Consider the following 16,420-nt stretch of genomic DNA (forward strand, 5'->3'; position numbering starts at 1 on the left):
GTTACGCTTGAAGATATCAAACCGAAGCTTCCTTGCACATCGTAGACAAAATTTTATGTGGATGGAGGGTCTGGCATTGACTCAAACAAACCGATTTTTCCGATTTCTGATCGGAATTATTTTGGTCTTTCTCGTGATTTACCTGGGTTCAAAAGTAAACTTTATTTTTGACCCGATCATCTCGTTTGTCAGTATTATTCTAGTACCACTGATGCTGGCTGCATTTTTCTATTATCTGCTTCGGCCTTTAGTAGAAATTATGGCAAAACGAAAACTCAATCGTACGGTTGCCGTTCTCTTAATTTATCTGGCAATCGCTCTTATTCTGGTTGGGTTTATACTAGGCGTATGGCCTTCTCTTCGGGCGCAGTTCTTGGCATTCATTGAGAGTGCACCTGATCTGCTCAATATGCTTGGGAAACAAGTGAAGGAATTAGAACAGAGCGGCGTTCTTGCTCAGTTTTTCCCGGAAGGTACGAATGTATTATCCAAAGTGACCGACATTATCGATCAGGGATTCACTGTATTCACTAACTATTTGTCAGGGCTTGTATCTTTCTTCTCGTCCTTTGTCGTAGTGCTCTTTGTTTCTCCTATTATTCTGTTCTTCATGCTCAAAGAGGGCGGCAAATTTGGAGAGAACATTGTCAGCTTCCTGCCAAGACGTTTTCGGGATGAAGGTACAGATTTACTGAATGATATTGATAACTCACTCAGTGGATTTATCGTAGGTCGTGTCATTACGAATGTTGCATTAGGTGTACTTATGTACATTGGTTTTCTTATCATTGGTTTACCGTATGCGTTACTTCTCACTGTTGTCTCCGTGATTATGAATTTCATCCCATTCATCGGGGCGATTGTGTCTTCGGTTCCCATTGTGATTATTGCCTTTACGGAGGAACCTGTAATGGCAATCTGGGCACTGGTTATTATCCTTGTAGCACAGCAAATCCAGGACAACCTATTGGCTCCGTACATTATGAACAAGACGCTGGATATCCATCCAATCACGACGATCATTGTTGTCCTAGTGGGCGGAGATATCGGGGGACTTATCGGTATGCTACTGGCGATTCCAGTCTATATGACGGCTAAGATCATTGTTGCACGTGTATATAACGTGTTCTTTAAAGATCGCTGGGAAAAAGTATAGAAGAAACGGAAGAATAACTACATTCATATCTGTTTGAAAATAAAGCAAAATAAGGCCCGCATCCTACACAGAGGATGCGGGCCTTATTCTATATAACAATGAATTACTCAGCCATAACGGCTTGTTCATTTAGTGCACTAGCAATAGGTACTTTCGATGCCACCGCCACTTTAAGGAAGCGGTTTTTCTCTTTTTCAATAAGAGTGAAAGTTAGTCCTTCAAATTCAAATTCTTCTTGTACTTCCATTTCTGGTTGATGACTATACAGCCACCCTCCAATGGTGTCCCATTCGTCTGTATCAAGTGCAGCGGTGAAGAGATCATTTACTTTTGAGAGCGACACTTTGCCGTCAAAGAGAATATGATTCTCATCCATGATTTGAATTTCTTCTACTTCATCGGAGTCGAATTCATCTCTTATCTCGCCGACAATTTGTTCCAGTATGTCTTCAATGGTGACCATACCTGAAGTTCCGCCATATTCATCGACCAAGATCACAATATGATTGCCTTCTTGCTGCATTTTTTTCAGCAGGTCTTTGACCGGTGTGGTCTCATGTACTGCCGGAATAGGGTGGATCAAACTTTGAATATCAATCTTATTTGAATCGTTGCCGTAATAGTCTAGGAAGAATTGTTTGGTATGAATAATCCCGATAATATCATCCTTGTTCTCATTAACGACAGGAAAACGAGTATACTGTTCTTCTTTAATGATGGCGAGATTTTCTTCGACCGACTTACTGGCGTATAGACATACCATATCGGTCCTTGGAACCATAATTTCTTTGGCTAACATCTCATCAAAAGCAAAGATTCGGCTCACATATCCAAATTCACTTTGGTTAATCATGCCGCTTTCGAAACTCTCGTTAATGATAATCTGCAGTTCCTCTTCCGAGTGAGCTTCTTCTTGTTCCGAAGCTGGCTTCACACCGAATAATTTAACAAGCTGGTTAGCAGAGCTATTTAAGACGAAAATAAATGGATACATCACTTTGTTAAACCAGATAATGGGTCCCGCAGTCCACATAGCCACGGTTTCGGCTTTACGAATCGAGACAGTCTTAGGAGCCAGTTCCCCTACGACCACATGTAAGTAAGTGATCATCATGAAAGCAAGTACAAAGGATAACACCGATCCTACGGATTCAGGAACTCCCCAGCTTGCAAACAATGGATGCAGAATTTTTTCAATCGTTGGTTCACCGAGCCAGCCAAGTCCTAGTGAAGTGATGGTAATTCCGAGCTGACAAGCAGACAGATAACCATCCAGATTGGCAACCACTTGCCTTACCGCAGCTGCTTTCTTATTGCCTTCTGCAATTAATTGATCGAGCCTACTCGTTCTTACACGTACTATGGCGAACTCAACAGCTACAAAAAATGCAGAAAATCCGATGAGCACGGCCACCATTACTAAATTTAACGCGTAACTACTACCTTCGTCCATTTCACATCTCTTCTCCTTCATGATTTTAAAGTATATAAAAGTTTAACGAATATTATATCGCATCTTCCATCTTATGACCAACTTGACATAAGGCCCAATAAGTGTTCTTCAGGAAAAATAGTTCTCAAACACGATATGTATAGACTTGTATATATATTAATGAAACATTTTCTTTAGATCCGAAACCGATCCCAGGAGATCGAGAAGGGAATTTCTGTACAGAAGCGTGCATGAAATACGCTAAAGTTTGTCAAACTGTATAGATGACTGTATAGAGTCACATTTTGTTTTTTATCAGATCAGAGGAGGAGCTTAGCGATGATGGGGTCGGTTATTCTTTTTCTAATCCTATTGTATTTGGGTCAGACGATGCTTCTATTATTGTTCGAATATAAGCGCCCAGAAAAAGCTGCGGTGTGGATCTTCATTTCGTTCTGTCTGCCTCTGATTGGTATATGGCTGTATAGGATTGCAGGAAGACCTTATGGTAAGAGTGCCTCTATGACAAGAGAAGAGCGGAAGGTATGGAATGAAATGCATTCCGAGATCGCTGGGAAAGTAAATAAGGTTACCTCCGTAGAGGATATGAAGAACCAAGATTTTACACATAACGAGCGTCTTTACAATCTATTATCAGAAATTCCTAATAGCGCAATCACGGGCTGCAATCATACGGATTATTATGCGGAAGGAGATCCATTATTTACAGCTTTATTTCAAGATATCAAAGAGGCTAAGGAACATATCCATCTCGAATTCTATATTATTCGGCATGATATTATGGGCACCCTATTTCAAGATCTGCTAATCAAGAAATCGCAGGAAGGGGTTCAAGTACGAATCATCTGTGACGGAGTTGGGAGCAAAGCTCTATCCAAACCCTTCCTAAAGCGAATGAAGGATGCAGGGGTCGAGATTCATTTCTTTTTACCGCCATTACTCGCAATAAAACTAAGAAAAATAAATTATCGGAATCATCGAAAAATCGTGGTGATTGATGGCAAGATTGGGTATACGGGTGGAATGAACATCGGTGATGAGTACAAAGGGGAATCTCTCACATTAGGATTCTGGCGTGACACGCACATGCGCATGCACGGTGATTCAGTCTACTACTTGCAGATGGCTTTTATTAAAGACTGGAGGCTCGTGAGCGGACAGACGCTTTGTACCCATTTGGTTCCGGCTTTATTTCCTGAGCACCATTGTAAAGGAACAGAGCAGGTACAAGTGATATCGAGCGGTCCTGATGAGACCAGGCATCCCATTCAGGAGATGTGTTTTAATGCCATTGCAATGGCAAGCTCAAGGGTGTATATTACAACCCCTTATTTTATTCCGGATGTAGCGCTGATGACAGCGATCAAAACAGCAGCCCGAAGCGGGGTGGATGTAAGGGTGCTTATTCCCGGCAGGGCCGATTACAAGATTGTGCTGCTTGCATCGCTGTCTCATCTGGAAGAATTAATGGAAGCGGGAGTTACGTTCTACCGCTATCAGAAAGGGTTCGTCCATGCCAAGGTGGTAATCGTGGATCAATTACTGGCAGCGGTAGGATCAGCAAACCTCGATATGCGCAGCTTCTATAGTAACTTTGAACTGACAGCAGCCATGTATTCGCGTAGTGCGTTAGACCAGCTGACAGCTGATTTTGAACAAGATTTACAGGATAGTAAACGAATTGAATTAGGTGAATTTAAGCAACGTTCTCGGGCCTCCAAGTGCGCTGAAGTCGTATGTAGGTTGCTATCTCCGCTGCTTTGATTATATTCGTCTGATTTCTAAATGAAAAACACCTTTCTAATCGTTTATCTCTGTTTTGCTGTCGTTTTTGTGACTTTTGTAACTTTGATATGTTATAATAGAGGTATCCAGTATGTCTTATGGCATAGAAAAAGTGAAAAGAAAAGGGGAGTTCTATGTCAGATATGACGACCAAAGAAATGATGCCAAGTCCAAGTAAACAGACGAAGGCAAGCAGTTCTCCGCTTAGTCTAAAGCTTCTGCAACGAGGACTTTTAATCCTTGTGGGAGCTACATTAATGGCAGTAGGCCTTGAAATTTTCCTTGTTCCCAATGGCGTTATTGACGGAGGAATTACAGGGATATCGATTATGTTATCCAAAATAACCGGTATGCCGCTCGGGATCCTGCTGACCGTACTTAACCTGCCTTTTCTCTTCATCGGCTATAAACAGATCGGCAAGACATTTGCGATTTGTACCTTTTTCGGCATTGTAGTAATGTCGATCGGCACACAATTGCTGCATCATGTGAGTGCGCTTACGCCAAATGAGCCGCTGCTTGGCGCTGTATTTGGCGGTGTTATCCTAGGGATTGGCGTTGGTCTTGTTATTCGTTCCGGTGGATCGCTGGATGGTACCGAGATCGTAGCTATTCTGCTTAGTGAAAAATCTCCCTTCTCCGTTGGACAGATTGTTCTGTTCATTAACTTATTCATCTTCGTTATGGCCGGCTTCGTATTTGGATGGCCGAATGCACTGTATTCGATCATTGCATATTATATTGCGATGAAGATGATCGACATCACGATCGAAGGTATGGATCAATCCAAATCGGTATGGATCATTAGCGACAAGTTCCGAGATATCGGTGAAGCACTTACCGACAGATTGGGACGCGGCGTTACATACCTCGATGGTGAGGGCGGTTTTAGCGGAGAAGAGAAGAAAGTCATCTTTGTAGTAATTACCCGACTAGAAGAAGCTAAGCTGAAGAGTATCGTAGAAGATTGGGACCCGGACGCATTTCTTGCGATCGGTAACATTCACGATGTGAAGGGTGGACGCTTCAAGAAAAAAGGTATTCATTAATACATGAGTCGCATTTCATTGTTATAATGAGGCTGAAAAGGATTTAAATATATAACAGCCCAGCTGTTCCTAAGTTTATAGGACAGCCGGGCTTTTTTTGTTTTTATCAGATTAAACAAGAATACATAGGATCTCAAGTCTTAGCGAGATGAGCGAGAAGAGGATCCAGCGGCTGAGCAGGGAGGGCTGCGATCAGATCTCCTTTTTCGGCCAGGCGCGCTCCAATGTTTAGTAACGTGAAATCTTTGGGCGATACATCACGCGCTACTTCTTCCCATAACAGAGGGGTAGAGACGGTCGCCTGTTCTCTTGCTCTTGGCGTATAGGGGGCAGCAAGTGTCTTTCCTCCATAATGCTGTAAATAGTCAAAATATATTTTATCTCCGCGATCTTTTTTGAGACGCTCAAGGGTGAACAATTTAGGGTGTTTCTCACATACATACCTGCCGACAAAATGACCGAGCGTTCGAAGCTGTTCAAACGTAATTCCTTTGCTGATGGGAACAATGATTTGAACACCCGTTGCCCCGGATGTTTTGGGAACGGACTGAATCCCGAGTGAAGAGAGTACCTGACCTACAATATGTGCGGCTTCCATGATTCTTGGTTCTTCTTGAAGGGTAGGGTCAAGGTCAATCATCCATTCACATGGCAGACTGCTGCCTACCGCATGAAGGGAAGGGTGGAATTCCAGCGCAGCCAGATTGCCAAGCCATAATAACTCAGGCAGGCCGCTCAGTACCACGTAATTGATCTTCTCGTGAATAGCCGTCTGAACAAAGGGCGGCAGCGGCTCGGGAGCGTTTTTCTGATAAAAGAATTCACCATGCACCCCGTGTGGATAACGGATTGTAGTTAATAGCCGATCCCTGCAGTAAGTAAGAAGATAAGGCGAAAGTTCGGCTAGTTTCTGTAAATAAATCGCTTTGGTTACACCAGCCTCTGGCCACAGTGGTTTATCGGGATTCGTAATGGTCAGGGTCTGGCCTTGAATCTGGATAGTTCCTTTTACCGTTCTAGCCATTACGAATGTTCCTCCTTCTGTGATAGGGTACAGTCTTTCGGCTGGATATGAGGTGCAAAGCTTTCGATGGTTGGATGACGCATCGTTCCCCCAGGTGTCCATTCGAGATAGGTAATGCGAACGACGATCTCAGGTCTAATCCATAGAGCTCCCTGATATCGGCCTGGCGAATGGTCAAAAGGCATTTCGCTCGTAAGAAGGGGCTGAATGCGATCTGTAAGATCCCGCCAATCCTTAACCGTGAATCTTCCGGTTCCGGCGTGACCAATGTACGTAAGTATTCCATCCTCACGATATAATCCGACAAGGAGAGAATTTACGATGTTGTCACGGAGCGTAACGCCGCCGATCACAGCATAGAGGTCCCCGTTCTTCTTCCGTTTTTGCCAGCGGTTATCCTTTCCGCCCAGCGCATACGTACTCGTCAGATCTTTGACGACAACACCTTCTAGCTGTTGCGCTTTGGTCGCTTCAAAGAGAGCATTCCCATCCGGGAAATTCTGCACGAGTTGGACAAGGGGCTGAGGTTTAATGATCTGGTTCAGCCGTTCTTGGCGTTCAGATAGAGGGAGATGAGTTATCCATTCTCCATTCAGATAGAGAAGATCAAATACCATATAGGTAACGGGTACACTTTGTAACCCTTGCCGAATACTCCGCTCACTCCGAAGACTGTCCCGCCGCATGATCTCGTGGAAAGAAGGTTTGCCGCCGGCAAATGCGATGAGTTCTCCATCCAAAATAAAAGAAGAAGCGGATGAATATACATCCGCCTGACCGAGTTCCGGGTATTGTATGGTTCGATCGTTTCGCTTGCGATTCACTAGGCGAACTTCCTCACCATCATAATAAGTGAGCATTCGAACGCCGTCCCATTTTACCTGAGCAATCCAGGGATGCCCTGATGGAAATTGTTCGGTTCGAACCGGTTCGAAAGGAATGACGGGTGTAAACTTCATATATTGCTTCTCCTTATGTGTAAGAGAGATCAGGCGTGAGTGATTCGGATCTGGATACCGAAGGGATCCATTACTCTAGCTTCCTCCGTTTTTCGGCTGACAGTGACTCCGTTCTGCTCAAGTCTTACAAGAGCTTCTTCATACACGACCTGATTCTCAAAGATAATGGTGAAATAATCAATTCCAACGGCATCCGATGGAACTTTTGGAGCACCTGTGCCTGCCCATACATTGAGTCCAATATGGTGATGGTATCCGCCTGCTGATGCGAAGAGGGCATGCATAGAGCGAGAAGCATCTACCACAATATCAAAACCAAGCAGATGATTGTAGAAATGGCGTGCTTCTTCTAGATCAGAGATATGAAAATGCACATGCCCAATCATCGTTCCCTCAGGCAGACCTGTAAAAGGTGTAGCTCCCGCGAGTTGCAACAGACCTTGTACATCGACAGGGTCTGTTCCCATGATGTAGTTATGATGTTCATCTTTCTTCCATGTACTTCTTGGACGATCGGCATAAATCTCAATACCATGTCCATCCGGATCATTAATATATAGTGCTTCGCTGACTGTATGATCGCCTTGACCAATCTCAATCCCGGCTTCTGCCAGATGTCGCAGTGCAATTCCTAGAGAAGTACGATTAGGCAGTAGAATAGCAAAATGGTACAGCCCTGCATGGCTTCTTGGTGCAATAGGTTTAGCATTCGGAATCTCCTCAAGAATAAGAAGCGATGTAGATCCGCCCTTTGCTGTAAAGCTTGCAACATGTTCTCCGGTACGGGATAACAACGTGAGACCCACTACTTTTTCATAAAAATGAATGGACCGTTCCAAGTCGCTTACCCGAAGTTTTACTTCACCGAGCACGGTATTTGGATGAATAGAATAAGTCATATGATAAATCCCCCTTATTAAGTAAAGTCATTTTAGATTAACTAAAATAAATATACTTAATTACTTTGTGTAAGTAAGTATAAAGTGTTAATCTCTTTACGTCAATAAGGAAGAATTTATTATAGAGATTCTATTTTGCTTATGCCCCGGATTCTTTTGTTTTGGCGGTTTTCCGTTTTTTTGTTTTAGGTGTAACGACAGGAGCCGTCTTGGTTTCTTCTGATCCAGCAGCTGCAGCTGCCGTTTTCCGGGCCCGTTTCTTGGCTGGTGGTTTCCCTGGATCGGTTGGTATCGGCTGCGTAGCTTCAATGCTTGCCTGAAGAGCAGCCATTAGATCAACAACGTTGGTCTCTGGTTTAGCAGGAGCGACTTTGAATTCTTCTCCGGCTACTTTATGTTGAATCGCGTCAAGCAGGCGTAAGCGATAATCATCCGTATATTTCTCAGGTTCAAAAGGGGTAGACAGCTGGTCAATCAGCATCTTAGCCATATTGAGTTCCTTATCATTCACCGCAATGTTCTCCGGAAGATTTGGAACCTGAGAGATAGGGCGGATTTCGTCGGGATAAAAAATCGTTTCGATAGCAAGGCATTCATCTAATACACGGATGGCAGCGAGACTGCTTTTCGAACGAATCGAGATTTTGGCAATACCAATCTTCCCCGTATCCCTCATTGCAGACATCAAAAGTTGGTAGGCGTTAGCACCTGCTTGATCGGGGGACAGGTAATATGTTTTTTGAAAATAAATCGGGTCGATATCAGTTAAATTCACAAAATCAAGAATGGCAATATTTTTATTAGCCTGATCAGATAACTGCTCTAATTCTTCTTTTTCAAAAAGAACAAATTTGCCCTTCTCATATTCGTATCCTTTCGTAATTTCCTCCCATTTCACTTCGATATCACAAGAAGGACATTTACGGATATAAGCAAGTGGACTTCCGCACACATTATGGATGTAACGCATCGAGATATCTTTATCTTCTGTAGCCGAGAACATTTTGACAGGGACATGAACGAGTCCGAAGCTGATGGCACCCTTCCAGACGGTATGCATGATTTCTTCCCCTCCTACTTCATTATTTATCTATCCTGTTTTACTGCTATTATGGTCAAAAAAAGCCGGATCTATCCTGATTCCTGACGGATGATCTTCTTTTATCACGGGCATAGTACATAAATCATTGCTAAAGGGGGAAGCTAGAAGATGACATGGGATTATTCGGATTCACATGAAGGAAGAGACGGAAAAGATGATTGGGATCTTCCTGCTGATTTTGGAGGACCGGATATGATTGCTGTCGATTTGGTGAACTGGGAAGCAGTTACTGCTCCTGAAGATGAAGTAGAGGAATCGTTCGAGAATACCGCATTTGATGTCGATCGAATGGTAAATGAAGGGCTTGGCGGTGGCGAAGTTACGCGGGATAACGGATATACTCAAGACAGTACGAGTGATGCACTTTTTGATGAAAGTGAATTTGAAGTGAATGAGAAGAAAGGGGAGGAATAAGGATGGAAGCAACCCGCGCAAAAGCAATTTTTGAAGCGAAAGAAAATTATGCTGTGAAATTAGATGGAGAAAAACCGGTATGGATCGAACATGTGGATCTAGACAATGAAATGGCAACGGTACAAATCGGGAATAATCCGCTCGATACGCATACCGTGAATGTAGAGCGTCTTGTAGAAGGCTAACCATTATCATTACTTGAGATTGCTGCAATCAGCAAAAGATAAGGAGAACTCGGGGGAGAGGTAACATCCTTCGGGTTCTTTGACTTGTCTTTGCCTTGCGAGTGAAAGTGTGGAACTATATAATGAGGTGAAGTATTTTGTTATCCTTACGAAGGATAATGACCGAAAGAAGGTTGGCACATTGGTACAAGAACATCAGGAATGGGTGTTTCACTCTAAAGGTGTACAAGATACAGACAAACTGGCCGCTGTCCTTGCGAAGTTAGCAGTTCCTGGAACCGTCATAGCGCTTGATGGAGATTTGGGTGCGGGAAAGACAGCATTTTCTCAAAGCTTTGCAAGACATCTCGGTGTAGAAGGGGTTGTGAACAGCCCTACATTTACACTGATTAAAGAATATAAGGGAAGACTTGCACTATATCATATGGATGTATACCGCATTTCTCTGGATGAAGCTGAAGGGCTAGGCCTTGATGAATATTTTTACGGTGATGGTGTAAGTCTGGTAGAATGGTCCAGCATTATCCCTGAACTGCTGCCCGAAGCTCATCTGCATATTCAGATGGAAGTAACGGGAGCAGAAGAACGAGTGATTCGTTTAGATGGTTACGGAGCACCTTATGCTGCATGGTGTCAGGAATTAAGCAGAAGTGGAGTCGATAAGGGATGAACGAAGAACATCAGCCGCGTCAGCGGTTTTTGGCGTTGGATACATCGACAGCTGTGCTTGCCGCAGCGGTGATGTCAGAAGAGTCATTAGTAGCTGAGAGTAATACAAGAGCAGATCGTAATCATGCCGTGCATGTTGTGCAGGCTTTGAAGGATCTGATGGAGAATAATCAAATAACAAAAGAAGATATTGCGGGCATCGCTGTCGGCATTGGACCGGGTTCTTATACAGGGGTCCGCATCGCGGTCACGGCGGCCAAAACATTAGCTTGGGCTTGGGGTGTACCTGTAGCTGCTGTATCTAGTCTTGCTGCACTTGCTTTAGGCGGACTTCAAGCTTATGTGAACGAAACTAACTTGGCGGAAAATCCTCAAGGATCACCGGAGAAGTCTGGTAGCCGATACTGGGTTGTACCGCTGATGGATGCGCGTAGAGGTCAAGCTTATACTGCGTTATTCGAAGGAGAAGGAGTAAGCTCTGAACTGCACCGAATGGAGCCTGATGCCATAAGGTTGGTCGATAGCTGGGTGGATGCGATTGCATCGCTGCTAAGTGAACTTCCTTCTTCGGCTGCACCGGATGGAGTCCTTTTTGTAGGTGATGTAGAGCCTCATAGGCAGACGCTTGAAAAACTTCAGACGATGCAGCCTGAAATGCAGATTCATCTTCAATCTTATGAGATGGAAGGGCGTTATGTTGGCAAGATTGGAGCAGCGAGACTGCTTCAAGGGGAGCAGGAAGATATTCATACCTTACTGCCGAATTACACCCAACTTGCAGAAGCGGAAGCAAATCTTCTGCGTAAATGAAGGGAGTCGTAGAGCTGCATGGATCGTAAGGAAGAGAAGGGACAGCTTGTATTCCGGATGATGACGATGCAAGATATTCCGGATGTCCTCATTATTGAACAGGACTGTTTTACATTACCATGGACGGAAAGTGCGTTCGTGAATGAACTTACACATAACCATTTTGCGAAATACATGATTATGGAACTAGATGGTAAACCGATTGGATATGCCGGAATGTGGACGATTATTGATGAAGCCCACATTACGAATATTGCTGTACTGGAAGCATACCGTGGCAGAAAGCTTGGTGAGAAGCTGCTTACGGAACTTATGAAGACAGCAGCCTATCTCGGTATGACCAGAATGACTTTGGAAGTGAGAGTCTCTAATACGGTAGCACAAGGATTATATGAGAAAAAAGGATTCAGACCTTCCGGACTCCGCAAAGGATATTATTCAGATAATAATGAAGATGCAATGATTATGTGGGCTGATTTACCCGCAAGTGCGCACCTCGGTACGGAAGGAACAGAGGAAGGAAGTCTAAGAGATTCATGACACAATCGTCCTTACAAAATACAAGTTATATTCTCGCTGTGGAGACAAGCTGTGATGAAACGTCCGTTTCTGTGATTAAAGATGGACGCGAGGTATTGGTCAACCTCATCGCAAGTCAGATTGAGACACATAAAGCTTTTGGCGGAGTTGTACCGGAAGTTGCTTCCCGGAAGCATGTTGAGGTCATTACGCTCATTATGGAGCAAGCTATTGAAGCATCGGGTATCCAGCCGAAGGATCTATCAGCAATTGCCGTTACGCAGGGACCTGGTCTTGTGGGTGCACTGCTTGTAGGTATCGTTGCTGCCAAAACGCTGGCAATGGCTCTCGATAAACCGCTGATCGGAACCCATCATATTGCGGGTCATATTTATGCGAACCGTTTGGTGGAAGAGATTGAATATCCTGCAATGGCCCTAGTTGTATCCGGTGGACATACGGAGCTTACTCATATCCCTTCGGAAGGTAAGTTTGAAGTAATTGGACGTACACGGGATGATGCAGTAGGTGAGGCGTATGATAAAGTGGCGCGCGCACTCGGTTGTCCATATCCGGGTGGACCGCATGTGGACCGGATGGCTCATGAGGCAGAGGCGGTAACACCGCTTCCTCGGGTATGGCTTGAACCAGGTTCTTATGATTTCAGCTTCAGCGGTCTGAAGTCCGCCGTGCTGAATATCGTGAATCAGGCATCGATGAAAGGCGTGACACTTGATCGCAGCAGTGTGGCGCGTGGTTTTCAGGAATCGGTCGTTGAAGTGCTCGTCGAGAAAGCTGTTCGTGCAGTTCGCGCCTATGGTTCCAAGCAGCTTCTGCTTAGCGGAGGGGTGGCTGCCAATAAAGGCTTGCGCAAGGCACTCGAGGAACGCTGTGCAAAAGAAAATATCAAGCTTCTCATTCCGCCGATGGAGTACTGCACCGATAATGCGGCGATGATTGGAGCAGCAGCCTATCTGAAATGGGAACGCGGTATGTTTTCCGATCTGAAGATGCAAGCAGAACCAGGCTTATCTTTGGAGAATTGGTCCGTAGAGTAGATTTAAGAACATAAAGATCAAAAGTCGACATCTTCTATAGATGATCGACTTTTCTTTTTGTGGGGAAAGCAATAAAGAGATTAAAGCGATTAACTATAAAAAGGTAAATCTGTCAAGTTGTTAACAAAGTTATCCACATATCCGGAAGAAATTGGGGATAAACCTAAAAAAGTGAGGAATATTATGTTTTCGCAAATAAATGAAAATAACAAAAATTCTTAACATCCATATGTAAGGTAAATTGTGGATAATGTGGATAGAATAGTGGATAATATTGGGTTTTCCATGAAAATGGCTTTATTAAGCCAAAAAAACAGCCCAAAGGGCTGTTAAATTGGATTTGTTATCCACTTTTTCTGTGGATAGAATTGTTAATACTTTATTTATACGGTAAATATGTCAATTTGAAGATTTATTTTTTGCTATTCGGCGAGTTCTTCCCACTCTGCATACACTTCGTTGAGCTTGTTCTTCCAAGTTTCGATTGATTGCTGAATTTCTTGTAGTTTCATGTAATCTTGATAGATCTCTGGTTTCGCCATTTCCGCTTGCTCTTCTTCAATCTTACTTTCTATATCCGCAATTTGTTCTTCAAGACTCTCCAGTCTGCGCTGTCTGTTCCGCTCTTCCCGCTTTGCCTGCTTCTCTGCTTGGAAAAGATCGGCTCCAGACTTTTCAGCGGCAGAAGAAAGTGTGCTCTGTTTCGTTGTTGCCGCCTTCAGTTCTTGGCGTTCCTGTTCGATTTCTGCAAGCTCCTGTTTCTTCATCACATAATCATCATAATTTCCTAGGAAATGCTGTGTTCCATTCGGGTGCAGTTCGACAATGCGTTCTGCCATTTTGTTAAGGAAATAACGGTCATGTGAAATGAAGAGCAGGGTTCCTTCATAATCGATCAGTGCGGATTCAAGTACTTCTTTACTATATAAGTCCAAATGGTTCGTCGGCTCATCGAGTATAAGTACATTGGATTCTTGCAGCATGAGCTTCGCTAACGATACACGGGCTTTTTCTCCGCCGCTCAGTGCACTAATCCGCTTCTGCACATCATCTCCGCTGAAGAGGAAGTTACCGAGTACAGTACGAATACGCGCTTCTTCCATATGCGGATATTCACTCCACAATTCTTCGAGAATGGTGTTCTTATCATTGAGATTCGTCTGTTCTTGATCATAGTATCCAAGCTTAATCTTAGTACCCCAATCGATCTGACCTGAGCGCGGAGTCATCTGTCCTGTCAGACATTTCAACAGTGTGGATTTCCCGATTCCGTTCGGTCCAATGAGAGCAACCGTTTCTCCTCTGCGCAGATCCATATCGGCGTGTTCGAAAAGAGGCTGACTTTCTTTATCAAAAGCGACAGATAAGTCGCGCACATGGAGCACTTCTTTTCCCGACATATAAGCAATATCAAAAGAAAAATGAGCCCGTTTCAGATCGCCTTGCGGTCGATCCATGACTTCCATTTTATCCAGTGCTTTGCGCCGGCTTTGCGCGCGTTTGGTCGTGGAAGCACGCACAATGTTTCGCTGAATAAATTCTTCCATTTTAGATATTTCGTCTTGTTGCTTCTCATATTGTTTCATCTGAGCTTCGTATTCTGCTGCTTTGATCTCCATATAACGACTGTAATTCCCCGTATACTTGCGGGAACGGTGCCGTTCAATTTCCACTATTCCAGTAACAAGCCGGTCAAGGAAATACCGGTCATGGGAGACCACTAAGATGGCGCCTGAATATCCGCGAAGATAATCCTCCAGCCAAGTGAGTGTTTCGATATCTAGATGGTTCGTCGGTTCATCCAGCATAAGCACATCGGGAGCTTGAAGGAGGATTCGGGCAAGAGCGAGCCTTGTCTTTTGTCCTCCGCTGAGAGTAGAAATCTTCGTATCCACAGGAAATTCACTGAATCCCATTCCGTGAAGGACACTACGAATCCGCGTCTCAATCTCGTAGCCGCCATGATCTTTGAACCAGTCCGAACGTACGGCATAACGCTCCAACAGATCGGCATATTTTTTCTCATCATTCATTTCTTTTGGATCAGCAATTCGCTGTTCCATCAGTCTCAGTTCTGCTTCAGTTTCCGTCAGGTGAGCGAATACCTTCAGCATCTCCTCCCAGATGGTGCCATCTGACTCTAGACCACTGTTCTGTGCGAGGTATCCGATGGTAGTTTCTTTAGCTTTGAAGATTTGACCGCCGTCATAGGACATTTCCCCGGCCAGAATTTTCAGTAGAGTAGACTTCCCTGCACCATTGACCCCTACAAGTCCAATCCGTTCACGTTCTAATATCTGTAGGCTGACACCTTCGAGAATGCTGTCTATGCCATATCGTTTTATAATTCCAGAAGCTTGAAAAAGCATGATGTTTCCTCCTGTCTAGAAAGCAATAAACTAGTCCTAGTTTACATGAAAAAGAAATGCTTTGCACCGCTTAGAACAAGTTATAATCGAAGTTACCCGTCTGCCTTGGGTAAAAAGCTTTGATCTTTGTCTCACTTATAGTCTTTTCATGAAATAGGTGATAAACTTATGTATAGAAAAAGCCGAATTGTGATTCACATTAATGAACGTCAGCAAGTGATGATGAGCACTAGTGAACAGGTTGTGAATAACCACTTTTCGCACGACGGATAAAATGGAGGGAAAGTGGATGGAAACACATCCGGACAAGCTCCAGTTAAAGAAGCAACTTCGAAGAAGAATGCTTGCGGTGCGCGAAGCACTGCCGCCCGATCAGCGTTCAGAAGCATCAAGGCAGATATGTGAATATGCCACTCAGGAGATGGATCTTTTGCGCAGTAAGCTTAAGCAGAAGAATCTAACTCTTTTTCTATATATGACTTTTCGTAGTGAAGCCGATACGTTTATGCTTTTGAAGAAGGCACTGGCCCAAAGAGACAAGGTGCTCGTGCCGAAGGTAAAAGAGGATTCGGACCTTATGGAACTTAGGGAGATCAAGCGGATGACGGATGTGGAGCCGGGAAGATGGGACATTCCTGAGCCAGCAGATCATACCCTAGTGTATCCTGTAGAGAGATGGCCTGAGATTGATCTTGTCATTGTTCCAGGACTTGCTTATGACCTTTGTGGAGGAAGAATTGGATACGGTGGAGGTTATTACGACCGCTTTGCCGAAAAGATGTATATGGAAGTTAATAAAAAGCAGATAGAAGGCCAAAATGTAACCTTACCTCTATATGCAGGGCTTGTCCTTCCTGGGCAGCTTCTTCCACCGAATGATATTCCTATGGAACCGCAGGATTTTAGACTGAACCTTCTTTTTACAGAGAAGGGTGTTTTACATACTCAAATAAAAGGAACGTGATGGAA

The 16,420-nt window shown here is 44.0% G+C and carries 16 protein-coding genes; 10 read left to right on the plus strand and 6 right to left on the minus strand.

Annotated elements, in window-relative coordinates:
- Positions 1-76: 76 nt before the first annotated feature.
- Positions 77-1,156 carry an AI-2E family transporter gene (locus ACWPWY_RS00685; protein ID WP_454189941.1) on the plus strand — a complete coding sequence of 360 codons (1,080 nt, stop codon included), beginning with the start codon at positions 77-79 and terminating at the stop codon, positions 1,154-1,156.
- 103 nt (positions 1,157-1,259) lie between these two features.
- Here ACWPWY_RS00685 and ACWPWY_RS00690 read toward each other — a convergent pair whose 3' ends face one another.
- Positions 1,260-2,609: a hemolysin family protein gene (locus ACWPWY_RS00690; protein ID WP_454189942.1), complete on the minus strand. Its 1,350-nt coding sequence runs from the start codon at positions 2,607-2,609 to the stop codon at positions 1,260-1,262.
- A 318-nt stretch (positions 2,610-2,927) separates the two neighbouring features.
- Here ACWPWY_RS00690 and cls point away from each other — a divergent pair, with 318 nt between their 5' ends.
- Together cls and ACWPWY_RS00700 are read left to right on the plus strand one after the other, a co-directional pair.
- Entirely contained in the window at positions 2,928-4,373 is a 1,446-nt protein-coding gene (gene cls / locus ACWPWY_RS00695; RefSeq protein ID WP_454189943.1) for a cardiolipin synthase, read from the plus strand.
- Between the two features lie 179 nt (positions 4,374-4,552).
- Positions 4,553-5,443, plus strand: coding sequence for a YitT family protein (locus ACWPWY_RS00700; RefSeq protein WP_454192749.1), 891 nt, complete (start codon positions 4,553-4,555; stop codon positions 5,441-5,443).
- Positions 5,444-5,576: 133 nt separating this feature from the next.
- On the opposite strand, the gene ligD is transcribed toward ACWPWY_RS00700, so the two are convergent.
- From ligD to ku, 4 genes are all read right to left on the minus strand, one after another.
- Complete coding sequence (gene ligD / locus ACWPWY_RS00705) at positions 5,577-6,467, minus strand: non-homologous end-joining DNA ligase (protein ID WP_454189945.1); 891 nt, start codon at positions 6,465-6,467, stop codon at positions 5,577-5,579.
- On the minus strand, positions 6,467-7,426 hold the full coding sequence (locus ACWPWY_RS00710; protein WP_454189946.1) for an ATP-dependent DNA ligase: 960 nt from the start codon (positions 7,424-7,426) through the stop codon (positions 6,467-6,469). The genes ligD and ACWPWY_RS00710 overlap by 1 nt, the downstream gene beginning before the upstream one ends.
- A gap of 29 nt (positions 7,427-7,455) precedes the next feature.
- On the minus strand, positions 7,456-8,325 hold the full coding sequence (locus tag ACWPWY_RS00715; RefSeq protein WP_454189947.1) for a VOC family protein: 870 nt from the start codon (positions 8,323-8,325) through the stop codon (positions 7,456-7,458).
- Positions 8,326-8,464: 139 nt separating this feature from the next.
- Positions 8,465-9,385: a non-homologous end joining protein Ku gene (gene ku, locus ACWPWY_RS00720; RefSeq protein WP_454189948.1), complete on the minus strand. Its 921-nt coding sequence runs from the start codon at positions 9,383-9,385 to the stop codon at positions 8,465-8,467.
- A 150-nt stretch (positions 9,386-9,535) separates the two neighbouring features.
- Between ku and ACWPWY_RS00725 the strand changes: the two genes are divergently transcribed.
- The 6 genes from ACWPWY_RS00725 to tsaD all read left to right on the plus strand — a co-directional run bounded on the left by ACWPWY_RS00725 (position 9,536) and on the right by tsaD (position 13,082).
- Positions 9,536-9,841: a hypothetical protein gene (locus ACWPWY_RS00725; RefSeq protein ID WP_454189949.1), complete on the plus strand. Its 306-nt coding sequence runs from the start codon at positions 9,536-9,538 to the stop codon at positions 9,839-9,841.
- A 2-nt stretch (positions 9,842-9,843) separates the two neighbouring features.
- Positions 9,844-10,026 (plus strand): H-type small acid-soluble spore protein, encoded by a 183-nt coding sequence (locus ACWPWY_RS00730; RefSeq protein ID WP_454189950.1) that lies wholly within the window; start codon positions 9,844-9,846, stop codon positions 10,024-10,026.
- Between the two features lie 181 nt (positions 10,027-10,207).
- On the plus strand, positions 10,208-10,696 hold the full coding sequence (tsaE, locus tag ACWPWY_RS00735; RefSeq protein WP_454189951.1) for a tRNA (adenosine(37)-N6)-threonylcarbamoyltransferase complex ATPase subunit type 1 TsaE: 489 nt from the start codon (positions 10,208-10,210) through the stop codon (positions 10,694-10,696).
- Positions 10,693-11,505, plus strand: a complete 813-nt coding sequence (gene tsaB / locus ACWPWY_RS00740; protein ID WP_454189952.1) for a tRNA (adenosine(37)-N6)-threonylcarbamoyltransferase complex dimerization subunit type 1 TsaB — start codon at positions 10,693-10,695, stop codon at positions 11,503-11,505. The genes tsaE and tsaB overlap by 4 nt, the downstream gene beginning before the upstream one ends.
- Positions 11,506-11,523: 18 nt before the next feature.
- Positions 11,524-12,045: a ribosomal protein S18-alanine N-acetyltransferase gene (gene rimI / locus ACWPWY_RS00745; protein ID WP_454189953.1), complete on the plus strand. Its 522-nt coding sequence runs from the start codon at positions 11,524-11,526 to the stop codon at positions 12,043-12,045.
- Positions 12,042-13,082, plus strand: a complete 1,041-nt coding sequence (tsaD, locus tag ACWPWY_RS00750) for a tRNA (adenosine(37)-N6)-threonylcarbamoyltransferase complex transferase subunit TsaD (protein ID WP_454189954.1) — start codon at positions 12,042-12,044, stop codon at positions 13,080-13,082. Before rimI ends, tsaD begins: the two co-directional genes overlap by 4 nt.
- Positions 13,083-13,504: 422 nt before the next feature.
- Here the strand turns inward: tsaD and ACWPWY_RS00755 are convergent, their stop codons facing one another.
- Entirely contained in the window at positions 13,505-15,451 is a 1,947-nt protein-coding gene (locus ACWPWY_RS00755) for an ATP-binding cassette domain-containing protein (protein WP_454189955.1), read from the minus strand.
- A gap of 289 nt (positions 15,452-15,740) precedes the next feature.
- Here ACWPWY_RS00755 and ACWPWY_RS00760 point away from each other — a divergent pair, with 289 nt between their 5' ends.
- Positions 15,741-16,415, plus strand: a complete 675-nt coding sequence (locus ACWPWY_RS00760) for a 5-formyltetrahydrofolate cyclo-ligase (RefSeq protein WP_454189956.1) — start codon at positions 15,741-15,743, stop codon at positions 16,413-16,415.
- Positions 16,416-16,420 lie beyond the last annotated feature (5 nt).

The organism is Paenibacillus sp. Marseille-Q7038 (assembly GCF_965111595.1).